The organism is Exiguobacterium sp. N5 (assembly GCF_025842465.1).
In the GTDB taxonomy this organism is placed as follows: Bacteria; Bacillota; Bacilli; order Exiguobacteriales; family Exiguobacteriaceae; genus Exiguobacterium; species Exiguobacterium profundum.
In genome coordinates this window covers 357,074-375,013 of record NZ_JAPAEP010000001.1, presented here as the reverse complement: position 1 = coordinate 375,013, position 17,940 = coordinate 357,074, and the positions used below count along the sequence as shown (strand labels likewise).

Here is a 17,940-nt window from a genome sequence, read left to right as displayed (position 1 = left end):
AGCATAGCGCGCTATGCTTCTTTTGATTATACAAATTCAATCAACAAGTCGTCACTTTGTATTGTGTCGCCTTCTTTAATATGAATGGCCTTAATCTCACCATCTTGTGCCGCTTGAATCGTCGTTTCCATCTTCATCGCTTCTGTGACGAGCAACTGCTCCCCACGATGAACTCGACTTCCTGGTTCGACCAATACTTTCAAGACAGACCCCGGCATCGATGCACCGACTTGTTTGGCGTTCGAACGATCGACTTTCGGACGGCTTGTCGTTGCCGATTTGACATTGACATCTTTAATCTCGATTTCACGTGGTACCCCGTTCATCTCATACGAGACGAGACGGATGCCATCTTCATTCGCTGCACTCACTTGTACAAGCTTGATGATTAACGTTTTTCCAGTCTCGATTTCAACTTGGATTGTCTCACCGACGTTTAATCCGTAGAAGAATGTCAACGTGTCGAGCACTGAGACGTCCCCGTATGTCGTTGTATGTTTGATATAGTCTTCGTACACTTTCGGATAAAGCGCATGAGCAAGAAGTTCAAAGTCCGTCACCGGTCGCTCGAATTTTTCGAATAGTTCTTGGCGTGCCGATTCGAAGTCATACGGTTTGATCAATTTACCAGGACGAACGTTTAATGGCTCTTCCCCTTTCAAGATGACTTGTTGCACATCTTTCGGGAATCCACCTGGAGGCGTTCCTAATTCACCACGCATCATTTCGACGACCGAGTCTGGGAAGTCCAACTGATGTCCTCGTGTCATCACATCTTCTTCCGTCAAGTTATGCTGGACCATGAAGAGCGCCATATCACCGACAACTTTAGATGACGGCGTCACCTTGACAATGTCCCCGAACAACATGTTGACTCGGGCATACATCGCCTTGACTTCTGCCCAGCGGTCTCCAAGTCCGACCGCTTTCGCCTGCTGTTGGAGGTTTGAATATTGCCCACCTGGCATCTCGTGTTCGTACACGGATGGATTCGATGCACGCATATCACTTTCAAACGGTTCATAGTTGTGACGCACGTCTTGCCAGTAGTCACTGATGATTTCATATTGTTTCGGGTCGACTTTCGGCTGACGTTCGTGGTGGTTGAGCGCATAAACCAAACTTCCACCTGAAGGCTGTGATGTCATCCCTGACATCGAACTCGCGGCAACGTCAACGATATCGACACCGGCATCTGTCGCGCGAGCATATGTGAAGATCCCGTTACCGGAAGCATCGTGTGTATGCAAGTGGATTGGTAAGTCTACGGCGTCCTTTAATGCCGATACGAGTGCATAGGCTGATTCCGGCTTCAATAGACCTGCCATATCCTTGATTGCCAAGATATGCGCACCACTCGCCTCAAGTTTCTTCGCGAGGTCGATATAATACGGAAGATGGTACTTCGGACGGTTACCATCATACAAGTCTCCCGTATAACAGATGGCTGCCTCTGCCACTTTCCCAGTTGGAAGCGTCGCATCGATTGCCAATTGAATCGACTCAAGGTTATTGAGACTATCAAAGATTCGGAACACGTCGACTCCGGCATATGCCGCTTCGTGTACGAATTTCTCGATGACGTTGTCTGCATAGTTTTTATATCCGACCGCATTCGCACCGCGTAGCAACATTTGAATTAGGACGTTCGGCATCTTCTCACGAAGCTTCATGAGACGTACCCATGGGTCTTCGGATAAGAATCGGTAGGCCACGTCGAACGTCGCTCCGCCCCATGCCTCGACCGAGAACAATTCTGGCATGAGTTTGCTTGTCGGTTCGGCGATATTTAGAATATCCTGTGTGCGCATGCGCGTCGCGAGCAACGATTGATGCGCATCTCGCATCGTCGTATCCGTCAACAACAGTTCCGGTTGACGTTTGATCCAGTCGGCGAGGCCGTCCGGTCCAAGCTCTGTAAGAATTTGTTTCGTCCCTGGCTTCGCTTCTGCCGGGAGGTCGTGCGGGATTCGCACCGAACGGCTGATCGGCTTGTCTTTCAGACCAACACCTGGGAATCCATTCACTGTCACATCCCCGATATAGTTCAACAGTTTCGTCCCGCGGTCTTTTCGTTTCGGGAAGACGAACAGTTCTGGCGTCTCATCGATGAATGACGTGTTGTAATCTCCACTGATAAAGTTCGGGTGCTTCATGACGTTAATCAAGAACGGAATGTTCGTCTTGATTCCACGAATCCGGAACTCGTTCAAGTTTCGAACCATCTTCGAGGCCGCTTGTTCGAATGTCATGCCATGTGTGGACAATTTCACGAGAAGTGAATCGTAGTACGGTGAAATCTCTGCACCGACATACGCATTCCCACCGTCAAGACGAACACCAAAGCCACCCGGAGAACGGTAAGCCATAATTTTTCCAGTGTCCGGCATGAAGTTATTGCCTGGGTCTTCAGACGTAACACGTGATTGGATTGCATAACCGAGAAGTTTAATCTCTTCCTGTTTCGGCATTTGAATCATATCGCCGTGGAGCGACTCACCTTGCGCGATCATCAATTGCGTTTGAACGATGTCAAAGCCCGTCACCATCTCTGTGATCGTATGTTCCACTTGAATGCGCGGGTTGACTTCGATGAAGTAGAACGACTCATCCTCTGTCACCAAGAACTCGACTGTACCGGCGTTGACGTATCCGACGTGACGCATGAGTTGGACCGCCGCATCACAAATCGCTTGGCGCGATGCATCAGACAATGTCACACACGGCGCCACTTCGACAACTTTTTGGTGACGGCGCTGAACCGAACAGTCACGCTCGAATAAGTGAACGATGTGACCGTGCTCATCCCCAAGAATTTGCACCTCGATGTGTTTCGGACGTTCGACGAGTTTTTCTATGTACACTTCGTCAGAACCGAACGCCTGCTTTGCTTCTGACTTTGCACGTTCAATCAAATCTTTCATTTCCGCTTCTGTTCGAATGACACGCATTCCGCGTCCTCCACCACCCATCGAAGCTTTGACCATGAGCGGGAATCCGTTCTCGTTCGCAAATGCTTCAGCATCTTCATATGATGTGAGCGGTCCATCCGAACCCGGGATGACAGGAAGACCCGCAGCAATCGCACTCTGACGCGCTCGTACTTTATCCCCGAACGCATGTAAATGTGACTCATGCGGTCCGACAAAGATGATGCCCTCTTCACGGCAACGTCGTGCGAGTTCAATGTTCTCTGAAAGGAAACCATACCCTGGGTGAATCGCATCACTGTCTGACTCCTTAGCGATTCGAATCACGTCTTCGATATCGAGGTACGCATCGATCGGTTTTTTGTCTACACCGATCAAGTAGGCTTCATCAGCTTTAAAGCGATGTAAGGAGCCGCTATCTTCTTGCGAATAGACAGCTACCGTTCGAATGCCTAACTCTGTCGCCGCGCGAAATACGCGAATGGCAATTTCCCCACGGTTTGCAACAAGTAACTTTTTAATTGGTTTCAAATGAAATTCCCCCGTTAATGAAGTTTGTTCGTTTCCTTACCTGACAACGTGAAGCGATGAGCGTTGAACGTTTTCTTCTGACTTCACCCGAATTTCTTCTCGTCGTGTCGCCTCTCGATGACGGTTACGCATCGAGATACTACTGAGCACCCCGAGAACACCCATCATCATGATGAGCGATGTTCCTCCATAACTGACCAGTGGCAAGGTTACGCCTGTCCCTGGGAACCAACCGGACATCGCACCGATGTTGATGGCCGTCTGGATAATGATTTGTGATGCAATCCCAAACGATACGAACATCGCAAAGTGACTATCCGCATGATTGGCGATATGGATCGCGCGAAAGGCGATGAAGAAGAGTAGGACTAAAACCGTCAATACACCGAGGAATCCTAACTCCTCCGCAATGATCGACATGATATAGTCGGTTTCTGGTTCTGGCAAATATCCATACTTTTGAAAACTGTTCCCAAGTCCGACTCCAGTCAATCCACCATGTACAATTGAGATAATCGACATGAGCAATTGATGTCCATATCCTTCCGGGTCCATGAACGGGTTGAACACGACTTCAATCCGACTTCGTTGATTCTCCGAAAAGATGGTCGTGAACAATACGAATACAGTACCAACCCCAGCTAAAATTCCTGGAATCAAAATTCGAAGCGGCGCCCCGACACCGAACCACATGAGCAACATGATGGAACCGAGGACGAATAGCCCCCCCATATCCGGCTGTCCATTGATTGCGATCGCATAAAACGAAAAGTAAAAGAGGACAGGCACTAAAAAGAAGGCGCCGATTTGTGCACGCAACTTTTTTTTCGTGATAGCGACCCGCGCCAGTCGACCAGGGAGTCCTTTCAACTCATCATTCCATAGTTCATGGTAGTAGTTCGCAAGCAGTATGATGAGAACGAACTTCGCAATCTCGACCGGTTGCATGGTCATTCCTCCGATGATGAGCCAAGCTCTCGCCCCATTCAATGGAGGCATCGCCCACGTGACAAACAGCAAGATGACAGAGAGCGCATAAAGACCGAGGCGAATGCCTTTTTTCCGAAACATCTCATATCGGAACAATGTCGCAATCAAATAGACAAAGATTCCAATGCCAACGTAGACGAGCTGGCGATAGAATAAACTACTATTCGCGTAATCCCCACGATTCCAAACACTCGCACTATAAATCATGATGGAGCTTAGCCCGACGAGTAAGAGCACTGACAAAAACAACGCAAAATCAAAATACCGAAACCGTGTTTTCATGTATTCACTTCCTTATGTAAAACAATCCGACAACCCTTATAAAAAAATACTCAAACAGCGCCACTTGCACAGTTTGAGTATAAGGTTCATAATTCTGAAGCTTCTGCCAAAGCAGACAACTTCTGTTCCAATGAATCGAGCAGTCCTTTACCTTCAATGTCTGAAATGAGTCCAAGACGAACCGCAAAATCAATTTGGCGCGATAGTCCAAACATATGTGTATCAAGCACCTCTTCATAAAGCGGGCACTTCGGCATTTTTAGGTTTTCTAACTGCACTTCAATCAGACAACGGATTTTTTCAGCATCCGCCTCGAGTAATTGAAGCGCTTGCTCCCGTTGGATTGCAGCCAAATTTGTCGCCACTACGACCCCTCCTCCGTACGATGACAGACTGTTTGTCATAACTCAACTGTACATTATCTTTCATCATAATTCAATGTACAGTATGAATGAACGCGACATTCTCCCTCTTTTCCATTTTACGAGAAAGAGCGCTATAATGAAACGTGTAATGTGTATGAAGGGGGATATAAGCATGATTTTTCCACTTGATGGAGCGGTTCGCCACAGTCTGACGATTGACCCGACCGTATGGATTTTTGACGAACGAAAACGGAAGATTGAAGATTTGGACTCGGTGACGGAGAATGACCGTGAGGCATACTATGCGAAAATGGGGAAAGCATGGGATGACGGATTGTCACAAGGAACTCGAATCGACCACAATAAACCGATGTCACGACAAGACAAAGATGCAGCATTACGCGACTCGTTCGCCATGCCGCTCGCGCCTTTTTTAAATAATGCCGAACCGATTGAGCTCGCGACACATGTCCGTTTTTACGGGGAGACCATATTGACTCTATCGCTCAGCGAGGCATCGAGCGTATATTTACAATTTTCAAAAGATGGAAAAGTACTTACTGACGGACCTGTCTATGTATTGTATGAGGATCAGGTCATTCGCCAAGTCAATCATATCACCGTATTAAGCAATCAATGAGAAGGGTCACACCTTCTCTTTTTTTGGACTTTTTAGTTCACAAAGTGTAGTATATAGAGTGTTGACTACAAATTGAATAAGAAAGGTCGTGACGCTTACGATACCTCTATGGAAACGAAATTTAATGGTTGTTTGGATCGGTAGCTTCTTGACCGCCGCGTCGATGAGTCTCGTCCTTCCATTCCTCCCATTGTTCATCGAACAACTCGGGGTAAAGGATCCGGACCACGTCGTCACTTGGTCTGCGATCGCGTTCGGCGCTACGTTCCTCGTGGCCGCCATCGTCTCTCCGATGTGGGGACGCTTGGCTGACCGAAAAGGAAGAAAGCTGATGCTCATCCGAGCCAGTCTTGGGATGGCCATCGTCATGTTCCTCATCAGCTTCGTCCAAGACGTATATCAACTCGTCGGGTTGCGTTTACTCATGGGGGCCGTGTCTGGATTTATTTCAGCCGGCATCACGTTGGTCGCATCTCAAACACCAAAAGAGAAAAGTGGCTGGGCGCTCGGTACCCTGTCAACCGGTGGAATCACTGGTGGTCTACTCGGTCCCCTCATCGGCGGACTGCTCGCAGACTGGATTGGGCTTCGATCCGTTTTTCTCTTTACCGGAAGTGCACTCTTCCTGACGTTCCTCATCACGCTTTGGTTCGTAAAAGAAGATTTTGTCCCAGTGAAACGCGAAGAACTCGCGTCGATGAAATCGATTTTTGCCTCACTGCGACATCCACAGTTGATTGTCGGTCTGTTTGTGACAACGTTCCTCATTCAGTTCTCGACACAATCTATCGGACCACTCTTGACATTATACGTACGTGAATTGAATCCGAACACTACCGCGCTCGCCTTCATGGCAGGGATTGTCGCCTCTGCTCCGGGACTGGCCGCTCTCGTTTCGGCGCAGCGTCTCGGACGGTTATCGGACAGACACGGAGCAGAGCGCATCTTGTTTTGGGCACTGCTCCTCTATAGCCTCTTCTTGATTCCGCAAGCATTCGTTACCTCAACGACTCAACTCATCTTGTTGCGTTTCGGAATCGGGTTCGCAACGGCCGCCTTGATGCCGTCCGTTCAATCGCTACTGCGCCAGCATACGCCGGTCTCTGCGACAGGGCGCATCTTTTCATACAATCAGTCCGCTCAGTTCATGGGGAATCTACTCGGACCGCTATTTGGATCCCAAATCGTGGCACACTTCGGATTTTCTGCCCTGTTCATCATCACGGGATTGATTATGATCTCGAATGCCTTTTTAGAACGGACGAACGTCCAGTCACTACAACTCGATACAAAATAACGCCGAGCACGAAGCTCGGCGTTATTTGTGTATATCGCTTATAGTAAATCAGCCGCCAATCGTGCAAGGGATGAACGTTCCCCTTTCACGAGTTGCACGTGTCCGAAGACGTTTTGTCCTTTGAAGCGTTCCACCGCGTACGTCAAGCCGTTCGAGTATTCATCCAAATACGGATGGTCGATCTGATACGGGTCACCGACGAGAACGATTTTCGAGTTCTCTCCAACGCGAGTAAGAATCGTTTTGATTTCATGCTTCGTTAAGTTCTGCGCCTCATCGATGATGATGAACTGGTCCGGCATACTTCTACCTCGAATATAGGTGAGCGCCTCGAGCTGAATCGATTTCATACCGGCTAGAATATTGCCGAGCTCGTCTTTTGAATTCGCATTGAATAAAAATTCTAGGTTATCATAAATCGGTTGCATCCATGGGCGAAGCTTCTCTTCCATCTCCCCTGGCAAATAACCGATATCATTCCCCATCGGCACGACCGGACGAGCGACGACGAGCTTATTGTAACGCTGTTCATCCTCGACGAGCGAGAGCCCTGCTGCTAGGGCAAGGAGCGTCTTCCCGGTACCGGCTTTCCCAAGTAAGGTGACAAACGGAATGTCATCTCGAAGCAACAGGTCGAGGGCCATCCGCTGTTGAACGTTTCGCGGATGAATTCCCCAAATATGATCTGCATCGAGTGCCAGCGGTCGTAAAATCGGTTGAAGCGAATCGACCACAGCAAGCGCACTCGCTTTCGACACATTACTTTTCAAGACGACGAATGAATTCGGATATAGCACTTGTTTCGTCAAGGCCGTCGTCGGCAATTGACGAACTTTATAAAATTCATCGATGAGCGACTGATCGACTTCAATCTCTCGATAGCCGGCGTATAAGTCCGTCGTATCAACGATATGATCTGTCAGATAGTCTTCTGCATCAATTCCAATGGCGTCCGCTTTGACACGGACCAATATATCTTTTGAGACGACGACGACCTTTCGACCTGCGTCATGCTCGAATTGTTTCATTAACTTTAAGGCAACGAGTAGGATACGGTTATCGTTTGTCATGACATCGAACGGAATATCGACCTGGTGTTCATGACCGATTTCGACAAACAGACGTCCTCCGTTTTCAAGCGGGACCCCGTCATGGAGTTTTCCCGATGTTCGGAGCTGGTCGAGGACACGTGACGTTTCACGGGCGTTCCGCCCGACCTCATCCATGTTTCGTTTCTTTCCATCTAACTCTTCTAGGACGATGGCTGGAATGACCACGTCGTGTTCTTCAAATTGAAATAAGGATAGCGGATCATGTAGGAGTACGTTCGTATCGAGTACATACGTTTTTTTCATAGACTTTGCCGCCCCTCGAATATAGGATGGTATTCAAGAATGAAGACTTTCTTTCACTTCACGGTCAAGCTTTTCCGCCGCACGAATATCGTATGTTTTCGTGATTTCGGGCTGTGCGTAAGCTGCTCCATAAAACGAGATGTTCCTCACTTCTTCGACATGTCCTTCAAAAAAACGAAGATGAAGGCTTGGTTTGACCGCCGGGTCGAACTCTCGAATTGATGAGAGTAAAACATGATAAGACTGACCATCTTCGATAAAGATGAGGCCAGCCGTCTTTTCAGTCGTCAAGATGGTCACGATATGGGAATTTCTCGTTAATGCGAACCGGACCGTGACAGCATCTAACGCTTGCACCCAACTGATGGCATGGCTGATCGGCCAACGCTTCGCCTCGTCAAAACCAACGAGAAATGTTAACGGCATGTCATTCAACAAGCGCTCTTGCGCAGCTGTCAGTTCAAACGTTGCCTTGCTCGCCATTCAACTCCCCTCCTTTTCACCGGGTATGGTTGTACCATTCTCCCTTACCGGTTCAATTCCCTGCTTTTAACGGTTGAAATCATGCTATACTCATCGTATAGAGGAAGGTGAAAAGATGCGTGTAAAATGTTCTCTTTGCGATAAAGTCGAGACGATCGACTCATGGTCGTTTGAAGCAAAACGCTTGCGTAACAAACCGGCGAAAACGTATATGTGTCAAGAGTGTCAGGAGCGAATCAGCGAACGAACGGCTGAACGCGCCGCATCTGGACAATTCAAGTTATATCCTACATTTCGACAAAAACGAAACTGGTAATGCAAACGGGCGCCTCCGAAGAGACGCCCGTATTTTTTATGATTCTACCGCATCTTGACGACGATTCCACCAGAGGCGGCCACGATAAATGGCTAACACGATTGCCATGACGGCAAGCACTTCCGGGATTGGCCATGTGAAAAAGACGAGTGCCATCGTACCTGCTCCAAGTGAAAGGAGAATATAGACGATGAGCGACTTCCACCATGCCAATTGTTTCGCAAAACCAAGTTTAAAGACAAGGATCGTCAGTAAGATGACCGTGACAACGAGTGCATTGAACCCAACGGAAAAGTCGTTCGGGTCACTGCCGACACCTAGCATCGAAGCGATCCACGGAACGTCAATTTGTGTGATATCGATTGTTTGAGAAGCTTTCAAGACAAAGAGTCCCCCTTTATTTCATACACATCCATTCTACACTATTCCATGCAAAAGGGAACGCCGAAGCGTCCCCTTTCTTATAACTTATTCTTTACCAAGTTTACGACGCTTGTCTGCTTTCTCGCGTTCGTTCTTGTTCAAGATTTTCTTACGGAGACGGATCGACTCCGGTGTAATTTCACAGTACTCGTCATCGTTCAAGAACGTGAGTGACTCTTCAAGTGAGAAGACGCGCGGACGTTTCAAGACTTGTGTCGAGTCTTTTGCAGAAGCACGCATGTTCGTCAATTGTTTCCCTTTAACAGCGTTAATGGCAAGGTCAACATCACGGTTACATTCCCCGATGATCATTCCTTCATACACATCTGTACCTGGCTCGATAAAGATTGTCCCACGGTCTTCAAGGGCACCGATTGAGTAGGCCGTCGACTTCCCGTTTTCGATACAAACCATAACACCGCTACGACGACCACCGATATCAGCAGCGATATATGGACGGTACTCTTCGAACGTATGGTTCAAGATTCCGTATCCACGTGTCGCTGACAAGAATTCGTTACGGTAACCGATAAGACCACGTGATGGCACGAGGAATTCCATACGTGTCTGACCGTTGTCATTCGTGTTCATGTTCGCAAGCTCACCTTTACGGAGACCAATCGATTCCATGACTGAACCTGTGTACTCTTCAGGTACGTCGATGATGACACGCTCGAACGGCTCAACTTTTGTGCCGCTTTCGTCTTCGCGGATGATAACTTGTGGTTTTGATACTTGGAGCTCGTAACCTTCACGACGCATGTTTTCAATCAAGATCCCGAGGTGAAGCTCACCGCGTCCTGATACGATCCATTGGTCTGGTGAATCTGTGTTTTCGACACGGAGTGAAACGTCCGTCTCGAGTTGTTTCATCAAACGCTCTTCGATTTTACGTGCCGTCACGAAATCGCCTTCACGTCCTGCGAATGGAGAGTTGTTTGTCATGAAACGCATTTGAAGCGTTGGCTCATCGATGCGAAGGAGCGGAAGTGGCTCTTCTTTACCGACTGGCGTTACCGTTTCACCGACGTTGATATCTTCCATCCCGGCGATAGCGATCAAGTCACCTGCTTTTGCTTCTTCGATTTCGACGCGCTTGAGGCCGAAGTAACCGAACAATTTCGTGACACGAAGTTGCTTCACCGTACCGTCTGTCTTACAAAGCGATACTTGCTCACCGACTTTGATTTTCCCACGGAAGACGCGACCTACGCCGATACGGCCGAGGTAGTTGTCATAGTCGAGCATCGTCACTTGGAATTGAAGTGGCTCGTCTGAGTTGTCCACTGGAGCCGGCGTGTTTTCGAGAATCGTGTCGAGTACGTGAGTGATTGTATCTTCTTGTTTTTCTGGGTCAGGATCGAACGAACTTGAACCGCTGACTGCTGATGTATAGACGACAGGGAATTCAAGTTGATCTTCATCTGCGCCAAGGTCGATCAAGAGATCAACAACTTCATCGACAACGTCGAGTGGACGAACCATCGGCTTATCGATTTTGTTGACGACGACAATCGGACGAAGTCCTTGGTCGAGTGCTTTTTTCAATACGAAACGAGTTTGTGGCATACAGCCTTCACGCGCATCGACAACAAGAATAACGCCGTCTACCATACGCATGATTCGCTCAACTTCTCCACCGAAGTCTGCGTGACCTGGTGTATCTACGATGTTGATGCGAGTCTCTTTATAATCGATTGCTGTGTTTTTTGCGAGAATCGTAATTCCGCGCTCACGCTCGATATCGTTCGAGTCCATCGCGCGTTCTGCGACTGCCTCGTTCGTCCGGAAAGTACCAGACTGTTTCAATAATTCATCGACTAACGTTGTTTTACCGTGGTCAACGTGCGCGATGATGGCTACGTTACGAAGGTTTGTTCTTACGTTCATGTAGTTATTCCTCTCTTATTTAAAAAATTTCAACTTTTCTTCAACTTTAAGAGTATAGCACACGTCACAGTACCTTTGTCGAGTGGAATCGACTGTGAACGTTTTCATCTCGTGTTTTTTATCATACAATAGGGAAGAGAAGAGAAAATAAGGAGGAACCTCCATGCAGCTAATGTTTGTATTGATCGCAACGGCCGTTGTCGCAGGATTCGTCGGCATTGGAATCGGGGTGGCCGAGGGGAGCGCCGCCATTATCTTGGGAAGCCTCGTGTTAAGTGGCGTAGCGACATTCTTTGGTATTCAATTGCGTCGCCGCATTCTTTCAGAACGTCAATCATAAAAAAAGGGTTACTCCGGGATCATGTCGGAGTAACCCTTTTAACTTGCTTTTATAGCTGACGAGTCAAGCAGATGCGGTCGCGTAAAACGAGCCCATCTTCTTCAATGTCATCGTACCCGTGATTACGAAAATAATCGCGTTCCACTGAATCGAATCGGAATCCGGCTTGTTGGTAAAAACGCAACTGCATGATGCTTGAATTTCCTGTACAGACGAGTAGTTCTTTCCCACCAATCATCGTGGCCCGCTTCACTGCGTCTTGTAACAAGCGTTGACCAATCGTTTGGTTTTGACGTTCGGGTTTCACTGCGATATTGACGAGTTCAACCCGATCGCCTTCGTGTGAAACGAGCATATACGCACCGACAATCTCACTACCGAGTAACGCTTTGTACGTACGACCTTCCTCGAATTGTTCTCGGACCATCGCTTCATTCGGATTCGCCAAGACGAGTAAGTCGCGGATTTCTTCATACGAATCATGTTCCACGATGTGTAAGTCCGGTTTTACTTCAGCCGTGACCCCTTTTGCGATGACGTAATGTTTGATGACGTCATTGACAAATGAATCGCTCCCAGCCAAGACAGATGTTTTTCCGTCATACCGAATCGGCTCACCATATAAGGAAACGACACGCCCACCTACCTCTTCAACGAGTAACTTTCCAGCAGCATAATCCCATGGCATATTACGCATGGTGATGTAGCCGTCCACGCGGCCGGCAGCAAGCCAGGCTAATTCAAGCGATGCAGCACCATGAGCTCGCGTTCCAATCGAGTCCCGTACAATCGGAGCGAGTATTTCCGGGGCAATCTGGTGGTTCGGCGTGACCCACGTCGCATTCATACTTAAAAATGCGTCTCGAACATGATGTTCATGAAGAGTCGTCAATGTCCGACCGTTCAATGTCGCCCCGTATCCTTTCCGCGCCATGAACATCTCATCCGCCATGACGTCATAGACGAATCCATATTCCACGACCCCATCTATCATGATCGCGATGGAGATGGCAAACATACGTTTTTGATGAATAAAATTTAACGTCCCATCAATCGGGTCGACAAACCAGACGGTACCGGTCAATTGTTCTGGCTGATCTGTCGTCCCTTCTTCCCCCATAATCTGATGTTCCGGAAATGTTTGTTGGATTCGACGGACAATCAGTTGTTCCACCGCGCGGTCGATTTCAGTGACCAAGTCCCCTTTTCCCGTCTTTCGTTCCACTTCATAACTTTGATCAATCTCGCGACGAATCAGTTCTCCCGCATGTTTGATTAAGTCGACTGCAAACCATTCTATCATCTGTGATCACCTCAACTGTATTGTACCAAACAAAAACCAGTATCCGCTCGGAATACTGGTTGAATGTGTGTAATGGTTAGGCTTCGAGACGCAATAATTCTTGGCGGTACTTCTCTAACCGATGCTTGCTAGCCTGAACTGTAGCATCATCTTGTGACGCCATCGCATCGAAGAGGGTTGCCAATTCATAATCAATCTCTAAGCGCAGCACCGGGATCCGTTTTTCTGCGTCTTTTCTTTTGAATGCCTCAATCACTTGTTTCATAAGATGCCACACTCCTTTTGTTGGGCTACAAGTTACGGTTTAGTGAGTTGAATTGAGTATATCAGATAAAATTCGAAAAAGAAAGAGAATTGTCTGACTATTTTGAATTTTTTATCTTAATGGATATATTCCCAATTCCGAGGTCCCTAAACCTGATTTGGTGTTAATGAACTGTACCCGATTTATAGGAGAAATAACAAAAAAGCATGCCTGAATTTGCTCGGGCATGCTCGGTCTTACAGTTTAATCATTTTACTCGAGGACTTCATTGCCGCCTGAACCGTACGATATGTGGAATAGCCCGTCTGCTCATCGTGAACCGCGTTCAGTTGTTTCTCCTCCGACTTAGATGTTACGATTTGCTTGAAGGCACGATAGGAATCGAGAAAAACCTCTCGTTCGACTCCACCTTCATTGGCTTGTGCGACAACGTTATAAAACTCGACGACTTCAATCAATTCGTCTGTCGTCCAATCCGGATTGATCGGATAGTTAATTTGCATATTGTTTCACCTCGACACCCATTGTAACAACAAAAAAAACTATTGCAAGTTGAGCCAGAAATCTCTATAGTTTTTTTGTTGCTTCTTTTTTTAAAAACAACATATATCATAACGATACTATTCATCTTATAAATAAACTGATTCAAGGGGGATTTACGATTGAAATTAAAAGGTGCTACTCAGCTCGAAACGCCACTATTTGACACGTTGCTTGAACATGTCGACTCAAACCCGATTGCGTTCCACATTCCTGGTCATAAAAGCGGAAAAGGGATGGACCCAGAGTTTCGTGACTTTATTGGTGAAAACGCCCTAAAAATTGATTTGATTAACATTGCCCCACTCGATGACCTCCATCATCCAAAAGCGGCAATCGCTGAAGCGGAACGCTTGGCGGCAGAGGCGTTCCGTGCTGACGAGACCTTTTTCTCTGTCCAGGGAACATCGAGTGCCATCATGGCTATGATCATGGGTGTCGTTGGCCCGAATGAAAAAATCATTGTGCCACGGAACGTCCATAAATCCGTCATGTCCGCGCTCGTCTTAACGGGTGCTCATCCGGTCTTCATCCACCCGGAATTTGACGAAACATACGGCATCGCCCACGGAATCACAGCTAGTGCCGTAGAACGCGCACTTGAACTTCACCCGGACACAAAAGCCGTTCTCGTCATTAATCCGACTTATTTCGGTGTCGCAGGTGATTTAGAGCGTATCGTGTCTGTCGCTCATGAGCAAGACGTTCCTGTACTTGTCGATGAGGCACACGGCGTTCATCTCCCTTTTCACGATGAACTCCCACTCTCGGCGATGCAAGCGGGAGCAGATGTGGCGGCGACGAGTGTACACAAGCTTGGTGGTTCAATGACAGGCAGTTCGATTTTGAACGTACGCCGCGGTCTCGTCTCGCCAGAACGAATTCATGCGATGCTTTCCATGATTACAACGACTTCGACGTCCTACTTGCTCCTCGCTTCTCTCGACGCGGCACGTCGACAGTTAGCGACAAAGGGACACATGATGAATGAACGTGCACTTGAGCTTGCGAGAACGGCTCGTACAGCAATCAACCACATGCCTAACTTGTCAGTATACGGTCATGCCGAATTGCATTCTGAATCGACATACGCGCTCGACGAAACGAAAGTACTCGTATCCGTGCGCGAACTTGGAATAACAGGATTTGAAGTCGAGAAATTTCTTCGGGACAAACACCGTATCGAAGTCGAGATGTCCGATTTATTGAATGTGCTCTTTATCGTCACATCAGCGGATGATGAGTCCACGATTCAAGCATTGATTGAAGCGATGCGAGACGTCGTCTCCGTTTATCAGAAGTCTGGTAACGATTCACTATCGATCATGCTCCCAGAGATTCCACCTCTTGCGCTCAGCCCTCGTGATGCGTTTTATGAAGAGACGGAAACGATTCCTCTCGAAAACGCAGTCGGCCGTATTTCAGCGGAATTCATTATGGTGTATCCGCCAGGGATTCCGATCATCATTCCAGGCGAATTGATTACGACTTCGACACTCGAGTACATCATGGCCAACATTGAAGCGGGTCTTCCGGTTCAAGGTCTTGAAGATGAGTCACTGCAAATGATTAAAGTCATCCAACAAACAAAAGCGATTCGCTAAATAAAAAATGAGCCGGTCATCGTGACCGGCTCATTTTTTATGTCATCTCAGAAAAGGTGGCTGTAGATGATCGAATTGCTTCCCCTAGTGCTTATTATAAGAAAACGCTTACATTTTTTCAAGTATCAATTTCTTCAGATGCTTGTGTTTTTTCGACCAAGCAAAGTCGTAAAAATTCAGCGACGTGTTCCGTGTCGTTCAAGTTAATGCCAAGCATCGGATACAATTGACGTGGCTCTTCTAGCGCATGCAAATCAAGAAGGGCCGATTGACCCGTTTGCATACAGACGACTAACACCTTGCCCATGAATTGCTGTGTATAAACGAAACCAAAATCATAACGAGCGGCTTCTGTTTCAATACCGGTAAATCGGACACGACTCGTCTCGGATACGGTGTATAATAACTCCTCATCGAATGCCATCAGGATTCCCTCCCTTCTCTCTTCACATGTATTTTCCTTTATACTACTAGTATGAAACCTAAGGAGAGAATGACAATGAAGATTGATTATGCAACGGAGTTAAACGTTGAAACTCTTGTCCAGTTCATGCACGACCTATGGCCAGATGCCCCTATTGAAGAATTACGAATGGAAGTCAAACTCGGTCTCGCCTCAAAAAAGATGCATTATTTCATCGCATCAAATGAACATGGGGAGGCAGTTGGTTTTTGTCAGCTCAGTTTCCGACATGACTACGTGCCAGGTTCTAGCACGTCACCGACCGCCTATATGGAAGGAATCTATGTCATTGAATCAGAGCGTCATCGAGGTGTTGCCTCTCGTTTGGTCGATGCTGCGTCGACCTTCGCGGCGCGTCATGGTTGTATCGAACTGGCATCGGATACCGAGCTTGAAAACGAGGACAGTCAACGCTTTCACGAGAAAATTGGATTCAAGGAAGTCGAGCGTGTCGTCACCTACATGAAAAAGCTCTCTCACGAAAAGTGAGAGAGCTTTTATGAGTATTCTTATTTTACGACGTGGATTGGCATACCCATTGCGATTTCAGCAGCTTCCATTGCCATCTCACCGAGTGATGGGTGAGCGTGGATTGTAAGTGCGATATCTTCAGCAGTCATACCAGCCTCGATTGCAAGACCAAGCTCAGCAATCATATCTGAAGCGCCAGTACCCGCGATTTGAGCACCGATCAAGAGACCGTCCTCTTTGCGTGTGATGAGCTTCATGAAGCCGTCTGGCTCGTCAAGTGCAAGTGCACGACCGTTCGCTGCAAATGGGAATTTCGAAACTGTGATTTCGAGTCCTTCTTCTTTTGCGAGTGGCTCTGTGTAACCAACCGTTGCGAGCTCAGGATCTGTGAAGACGACTGCAGGGATTGCAGAGTAGTCGAGGTAAGCTGGCTTACCTGCTGCTGCTTCCGCTGCGATTTTCGCTTCGTAAGATGCTTTGTGTGCAAGTGGTGGTCCAGGAACGATATCACCGATTGCATAGATGTTTTCGTTCGATGTTTTACACTGGTCATCGATTTCGATGATTCCGCGGTCGCTGATTTTAACGTCCGCGTTCTCAAGACCGATGTCACCTGTGTTTGGACGACGACCAACTGTGACGAGGACATAGTCCGCTTCAACAGATTGTTCTTCACCGTTTACTTCAAACTTAACGGTTACGCCGTCTTCCGTTTCTTCAACACCTTTAGCAAGTGCATTCGTGTGGATCGTGACGTTCCCTTTTTGCTTGAGTTTCTTCTTAACGATTTGCGTCATTTGTGGTTCGAAACCAGACAAGATGTCGCTAGCGCCCTCTACAACGACAACTTCTGTATCGAAGTTAGCGTATGCAGTACCGAGCTCCATACCGATGTATCCACCGCCGATAACGACGAGTTTCTTCGGTACTTCAGGAAGTGCCAAAGCGCCAGTTGAAGAAAGGACGCGTTTAGACCATTTGAACGATGGGATCTCGATTGGTGTAGAACCAGTCGCGACAATCGCTTTTTTAAATTTGTAAGGAGTTGAGCTGTCTTCAGTGATGACACGAACTGTGTCTTCAGACGCGAAGAACGCTTCACCTTGAACGATCTCGATTTTGTTTCCTTTGAGGAGACCTTTAACACCGCCAGTCAATTTGTTAACGACTGACTGTTTCCAATCTTGAACTTTTGTGAAGTCCACTGACACGTTGTCAGACGTGATTCCCATTGAATCATGACCTTTAGCGTGTTGGAAGTTGTGTCCTGCTGTGATCAACGCTTTCGATGGGATACATCCGACGTTCAAGCAGACACCACCGAAGTTGCCTTTCTCAACGATAGTTACTTTCATTCCGAGCTGTGCGCCACGGATTGCGGCAACGTATCCACCAGGACCGGCACCGATGACAAGCAAATCAGTTTCTTGTGCGAATTCTCCTACTACCATG

18 protein-coding genes are annotated in these 17,940 nt (G+C 47.6%); 6 read left to right on the top strand and 12 right to left on the bottom strand.

Annotated features, from left to right (window positions below; genetic code table 11):
- Positions 1-26: 26 nt before the first annotated feature.
- The 3 genes from OKS35_RS01920 to OKS35_RS01910 all read right to left on the bottom strand — a co-directional run bounded on the left by OKS35_RS01920 (position 27) and on the right by OKS35_RS01910 (position 5,098).
- Positions 27-3,461 (bottom strand): pyruvate carboxylase, encoded by a 3,435-nt coding sequence (locus OKS35_RS01920; RefSeq protein WP_264092372.1) that lies wholly within the window; start codon positions 3,459-3,461, stop codon positions 27-29.
- A gap of 36 nt (positions 3,462-3,497) precedes the next feature.
- Positions 3,498-4,733, bottom strand: a complete 1,236-nt coding sequence (locus OKS35_RS01915) for an FtsW/RodA/SpoVE family cell cycle protein (RefSeq protein WP_264092371.1) — start codon at positions 4,731-4,733, stop codon at positions 3,498-3,500.
- Positions 4,734-4,819: 86 nt separating this feature from the next.
- On the bottom strand, positions 4,820-5,098 hold the full coding sequence (locus tag OKS35_RS01910; RefSeq protein WP_015881276.1) for a YlaN family protein: 279 nt from the start codon (positions 5,096-5,098) through the stop codon (positions 4,820-4,822).
- A gap of 172 nt (positions 5,099-5,270) precedes the next feature.
- Here OKS35_RS01910 and OKS35_RS01905 point away from each other — a divergent pair, with 172 nt between their 5' ends.
- Together OKS35_RS01905 and OKS35_RS01900 are read left to right on the top strand one after the other, a co-directional pair.
- Entirely contained in the window at positions 5,271-5,738 is a 468-nt protein-coding gene (locus OKS35_RS01905; RefSeq protein WP_215244076.1) for a hypothetical protein, read from the top strand.
- Positions 5,739-5,862: 124 nt separating this feature from the next.
- On the top strand, positions 5,863-7,035 hold the full coding sequence (locus tag OKS35_RS01900; RefSeq protein ID WP_240499801.1) for a multidrug efflux MFS transporter: 1,173 nt from the start codon (positions 5,863-5,865) through the stop codon (positions 7,033-7,035).
- 38 nt (positions 7,036-7,073) lie between these two features.
- On the opposite strand, the gene OKS35_RS01895 is transcribed toward OKS35_RS01900, so the two are convergent.
- Together OKS35_RS01895 and OKS35_RS01890 are read right to left on the bottom strand one after the other, a co-directional pair.
- Positions 7,074-8,390: a PhoH family protein gene (locus OKS35_RS01895; RefSeq protein ID WP_074037364.1), complete on the bottom strand. Its 1,317-nt coding sequence runs from the start codon at positions 8,388-8,390 to the stop codon at positions 7,074-7,076.
- Positions 8,391-8,423: 33 nt separating this feature from the next.
- On the bottom strand, positions 8,424-8,873 hold the full coding sequence (locus OKS35_RS01890; protein WP_074037365.1) for a hypothetical protein: 450 nt from the start codon (positions 8,871-8,873) through the stop codon (positions 8,424-8,426).
- 115 nt (positions 8,874-8,988) lie between these two features.
- On the opposite strand from OKS35_RS01890, the gene OKS35_RS01885 reads away from it, so the two are divergent.
- Complete coding sequence (locus OKS35_RS01885; RefSeq protein WP_015881271.1) at positions 8,989-9,189, top strand: YlaI family protein; 201 nt, start codon at positions 8,989-8,991, stop codon at positions 9,187-9,189.
- Positions 9,190-9,225: 36 nt separating this feature from the next.
- Here OKS35_RS01885 and OKS35_RS01880 read toward each other — a convergent pair whose 3' ends face one another.
- Together OKS35_RS01880 and typA are read right to left on the bottom strand one after the other, a co-directional pair.
- Positions 9,226-9,570, bottom strand: a complete 345-nt coding sequence (locus tag OKS35_RS01880) for a YlaH-like family protein (RefSeq protein WP_015881270.1) — start codon at positions 9,568-9,570, stop codon at positions 9,226-9,228.
- An 87-nt stretch (positions 9,571-9,657) separates the two neighbouring features.
- Complete coding sequence (typA, locus tag OKS35_RS01875) at positions 9,658-11,502, bottom strand: translational GTPase TypA (RefSeq protein WP_015881269.1); 1,845 nt, start codon at positions 11,500-11,502, stop codon at positions 9,658-9,660.
- A 163-nt stretch (positions 11,503-11,665) separates the two neighbouring features.
- On the opposite strand from typA, the gene OKS35_RS01870 reads away from it, so the two are divergent.
- Complete coding sequence (locus OKS35_RS01870) at positions 11,666-11,842, top strand: hypothetical protein (protein ID WP_031421524.1); 177 nt, start codon at positions 11,666-11,668, stop codon at positions 11,840-11,842.
- Between the two features lie 49 nt (positions 11,843-11,891).
- Here OKS35_RS01870 and OKS35_RS01865 read toward each other — a convergent pair whose 3' ends face one another.
- The 3 genes from OKS35_RS01865 to OKS35_RS01855 form a co-directional block, all read right to left on the bottom strand.
- Complete coding sequence (locus OKS35_RS01865) at positions 11,892-13,145, bottom strand: inositol monophosphatase family protein (RefSeq protein ID WP_264092370.1); 1,254 nt, start codon at positions 13,143-13,145, stop codon at positions 11,892-11,894.
- Between the two features lie 76 nt (positions 13,146-13,221).
- Positions 13,222-13,410 (bottom strand): hypothetical protein, encoded by a 189-nt coding sequence (locus tag OKS35_RS01860; protein ID WP_015881266.1) that lies wholly within the window; start codon positions 13,408-13,410, stop codon positions 13,222-13,224.
- A gap of 236 nt (positions 13,411-13,646) precedes the next feature.
- Positions 13,647-13,913 (bottom strand): UPF0223 family protein, encoded by a 267-nt coding sequence (locus OKS35_RS01855; protein WP_031421520.1) that lies wholly within the window; start codon positions 13,911-13,913, stop codon positions 13,647-13,649.
- A gap of 159 nt (positions 13,914-14,072) precedes the next feature.
- Between OKS35_RS01855 and OKS35_RS01850 the strand changes: the two genes are divergently transcribed.
- Positions 14,073-15,554, top strand: coding sequence for an aminotransferase class I/II-fold pyridoxal phosphate-dependent enzyme (locus tag OKS35_RS01850; protein WP_214691100.1), 1,482 nt, complete (start codon positions 14,073-14,075; stop codon positions 15,552-15,554).
- A gap of 118 nt (positions 15,555-15,672) precedes the next feature.
- Here OKS35_RS01850 and OKS35_RS01845 read toward each other — a convergent pair whose 3' ends face one another.
- A complete protein-coding gene (locus OKS35_RS01845; RefSeq protein WP_031421518.1) occupies positions 15,673-15,978 on the bottom strand; it encodes a DUF3055 domain-containing protein in 306 nt (101 codons plus the stop codon).
- A gap of 75 nt (positions 15,979-16,053) precedes the next feature.
- Here OKS35_RS01845 and aac(6') point away from each other — a divergent pair, with 75 nt between their 5' ends.
- On the top strand, positions 16,054-16,506 hold the full coding sequence (gene aac(6') / locus OKS35_RS01840; protein ID WP_159562035.1) for an aminoglycoside 6'-N-acetyltransferase: 453 nt from the start codon (positions 16,054-16,056) through the stop codon (positions 16,504-16,506).
- Positions 16,507-16,526: 20 nt separating this feature from the next.
- On the opposite strand, the gene lpdA is transcribed toward aac(6'), so the two are convergent.
- Entirely contained in the window at positions 16,527-17,939 is a 1,413-nt protein-coding gene (gene lpdA / locus OKS35_RS01835) for a dihydrolipoyl dehydrogenase (protein WP_015881261.1), read from the bottom strand.
- Between the last annotated feature and the right edge of the window lies 1 nt (position 17,940).

Coding starts and splice junctions, on each gene's coding strand:
- OKS35_RS01890 (WP_074037365.1), bottom strand. CDS start 8,873: ATGGCGAGCAAGGCAACGTTTGAACTGACAGCTGCGCAAGAGCGCTTG.
- OKS35_RS01860 (WP_015881266.1), bottom strand. CDS start 13,410: ATGAAACAAGTGATTGAGGCATTCAAAAGAAAAGACGCAGAAAAACGG.
- OKS35_RS01870 (WP_031421524.1), top strand. CDS start 11,666: ATGCAGCTAATGTTTGTATTGATCGCAACGGCCGTTGTCGCAGGATTC.
- OKS35_RS01885 (WP_015881271.1), top strand. CDS start 8,989: ATGCGTGTAAAATGTTCTCTTTGCGATAAAGTCGAGACGATCGACTCA.
- OKS35_RS01865 (WP_264092370.1), bottom strand. CDS start 13,145: ATGATAGAATGGTTTGCAGTCGACTTAATCAAACATGCGGGAGAACTG.
- typA (WP_015881269.1), bottom strand. CDS start 11,502: ATGAACGTAAGAACAAACCTTCGTAACGTAGCCATCATCGCGCACGTT.
- lpdA (WP_015881261.1), bottom strand. CDS start 17,939: ATGGTAGTAGGAGAATTCGCACAAGAAACTGATTTGCTTGTCATCGGT.
- OKS35_RS01855 (WP_031421520.1), bottom strand. CDS start 13,913: ATGCAAATTAACTATCCGATCAATCCGGATTGGACGACAGACGAATTG.
- OKS35_RS01845 (WP_031421518.1), bottom strand. CDS start 15,978: ATGGCATTCGATGAGGAGTTATTATACACCGTATCCGAGACGAGTCGT.
- OKS35_RS01900 (WP_240499801.1), top strand. CDS start 5,863: ATGGTTGTTTGGATCGGTAGCTTCTTGACCGCCGCGTCGATGAGTCTC.
- OKS35_RS01915 (WP_264092371.1), bottom strand. CDS start 4,733: ATGAAAACACGGTTTCGGTATTTTGATTTTGCGTTGTTTTTGTCAGTG.
- OKS35_RS01895 (WP_074037364.1), bottom strand. CDS start 8,390: ATGAAAAAAACGTATGTACTCGATACGAACGTACTCCTACATGATCCG.
- OKS35_RS01905 (WP_215244076.1), top strand. CDS start 5,271: ATGATTTTTCCACTTGATGGAGCGGTTCGCCACAGTCTGACGATTGAC.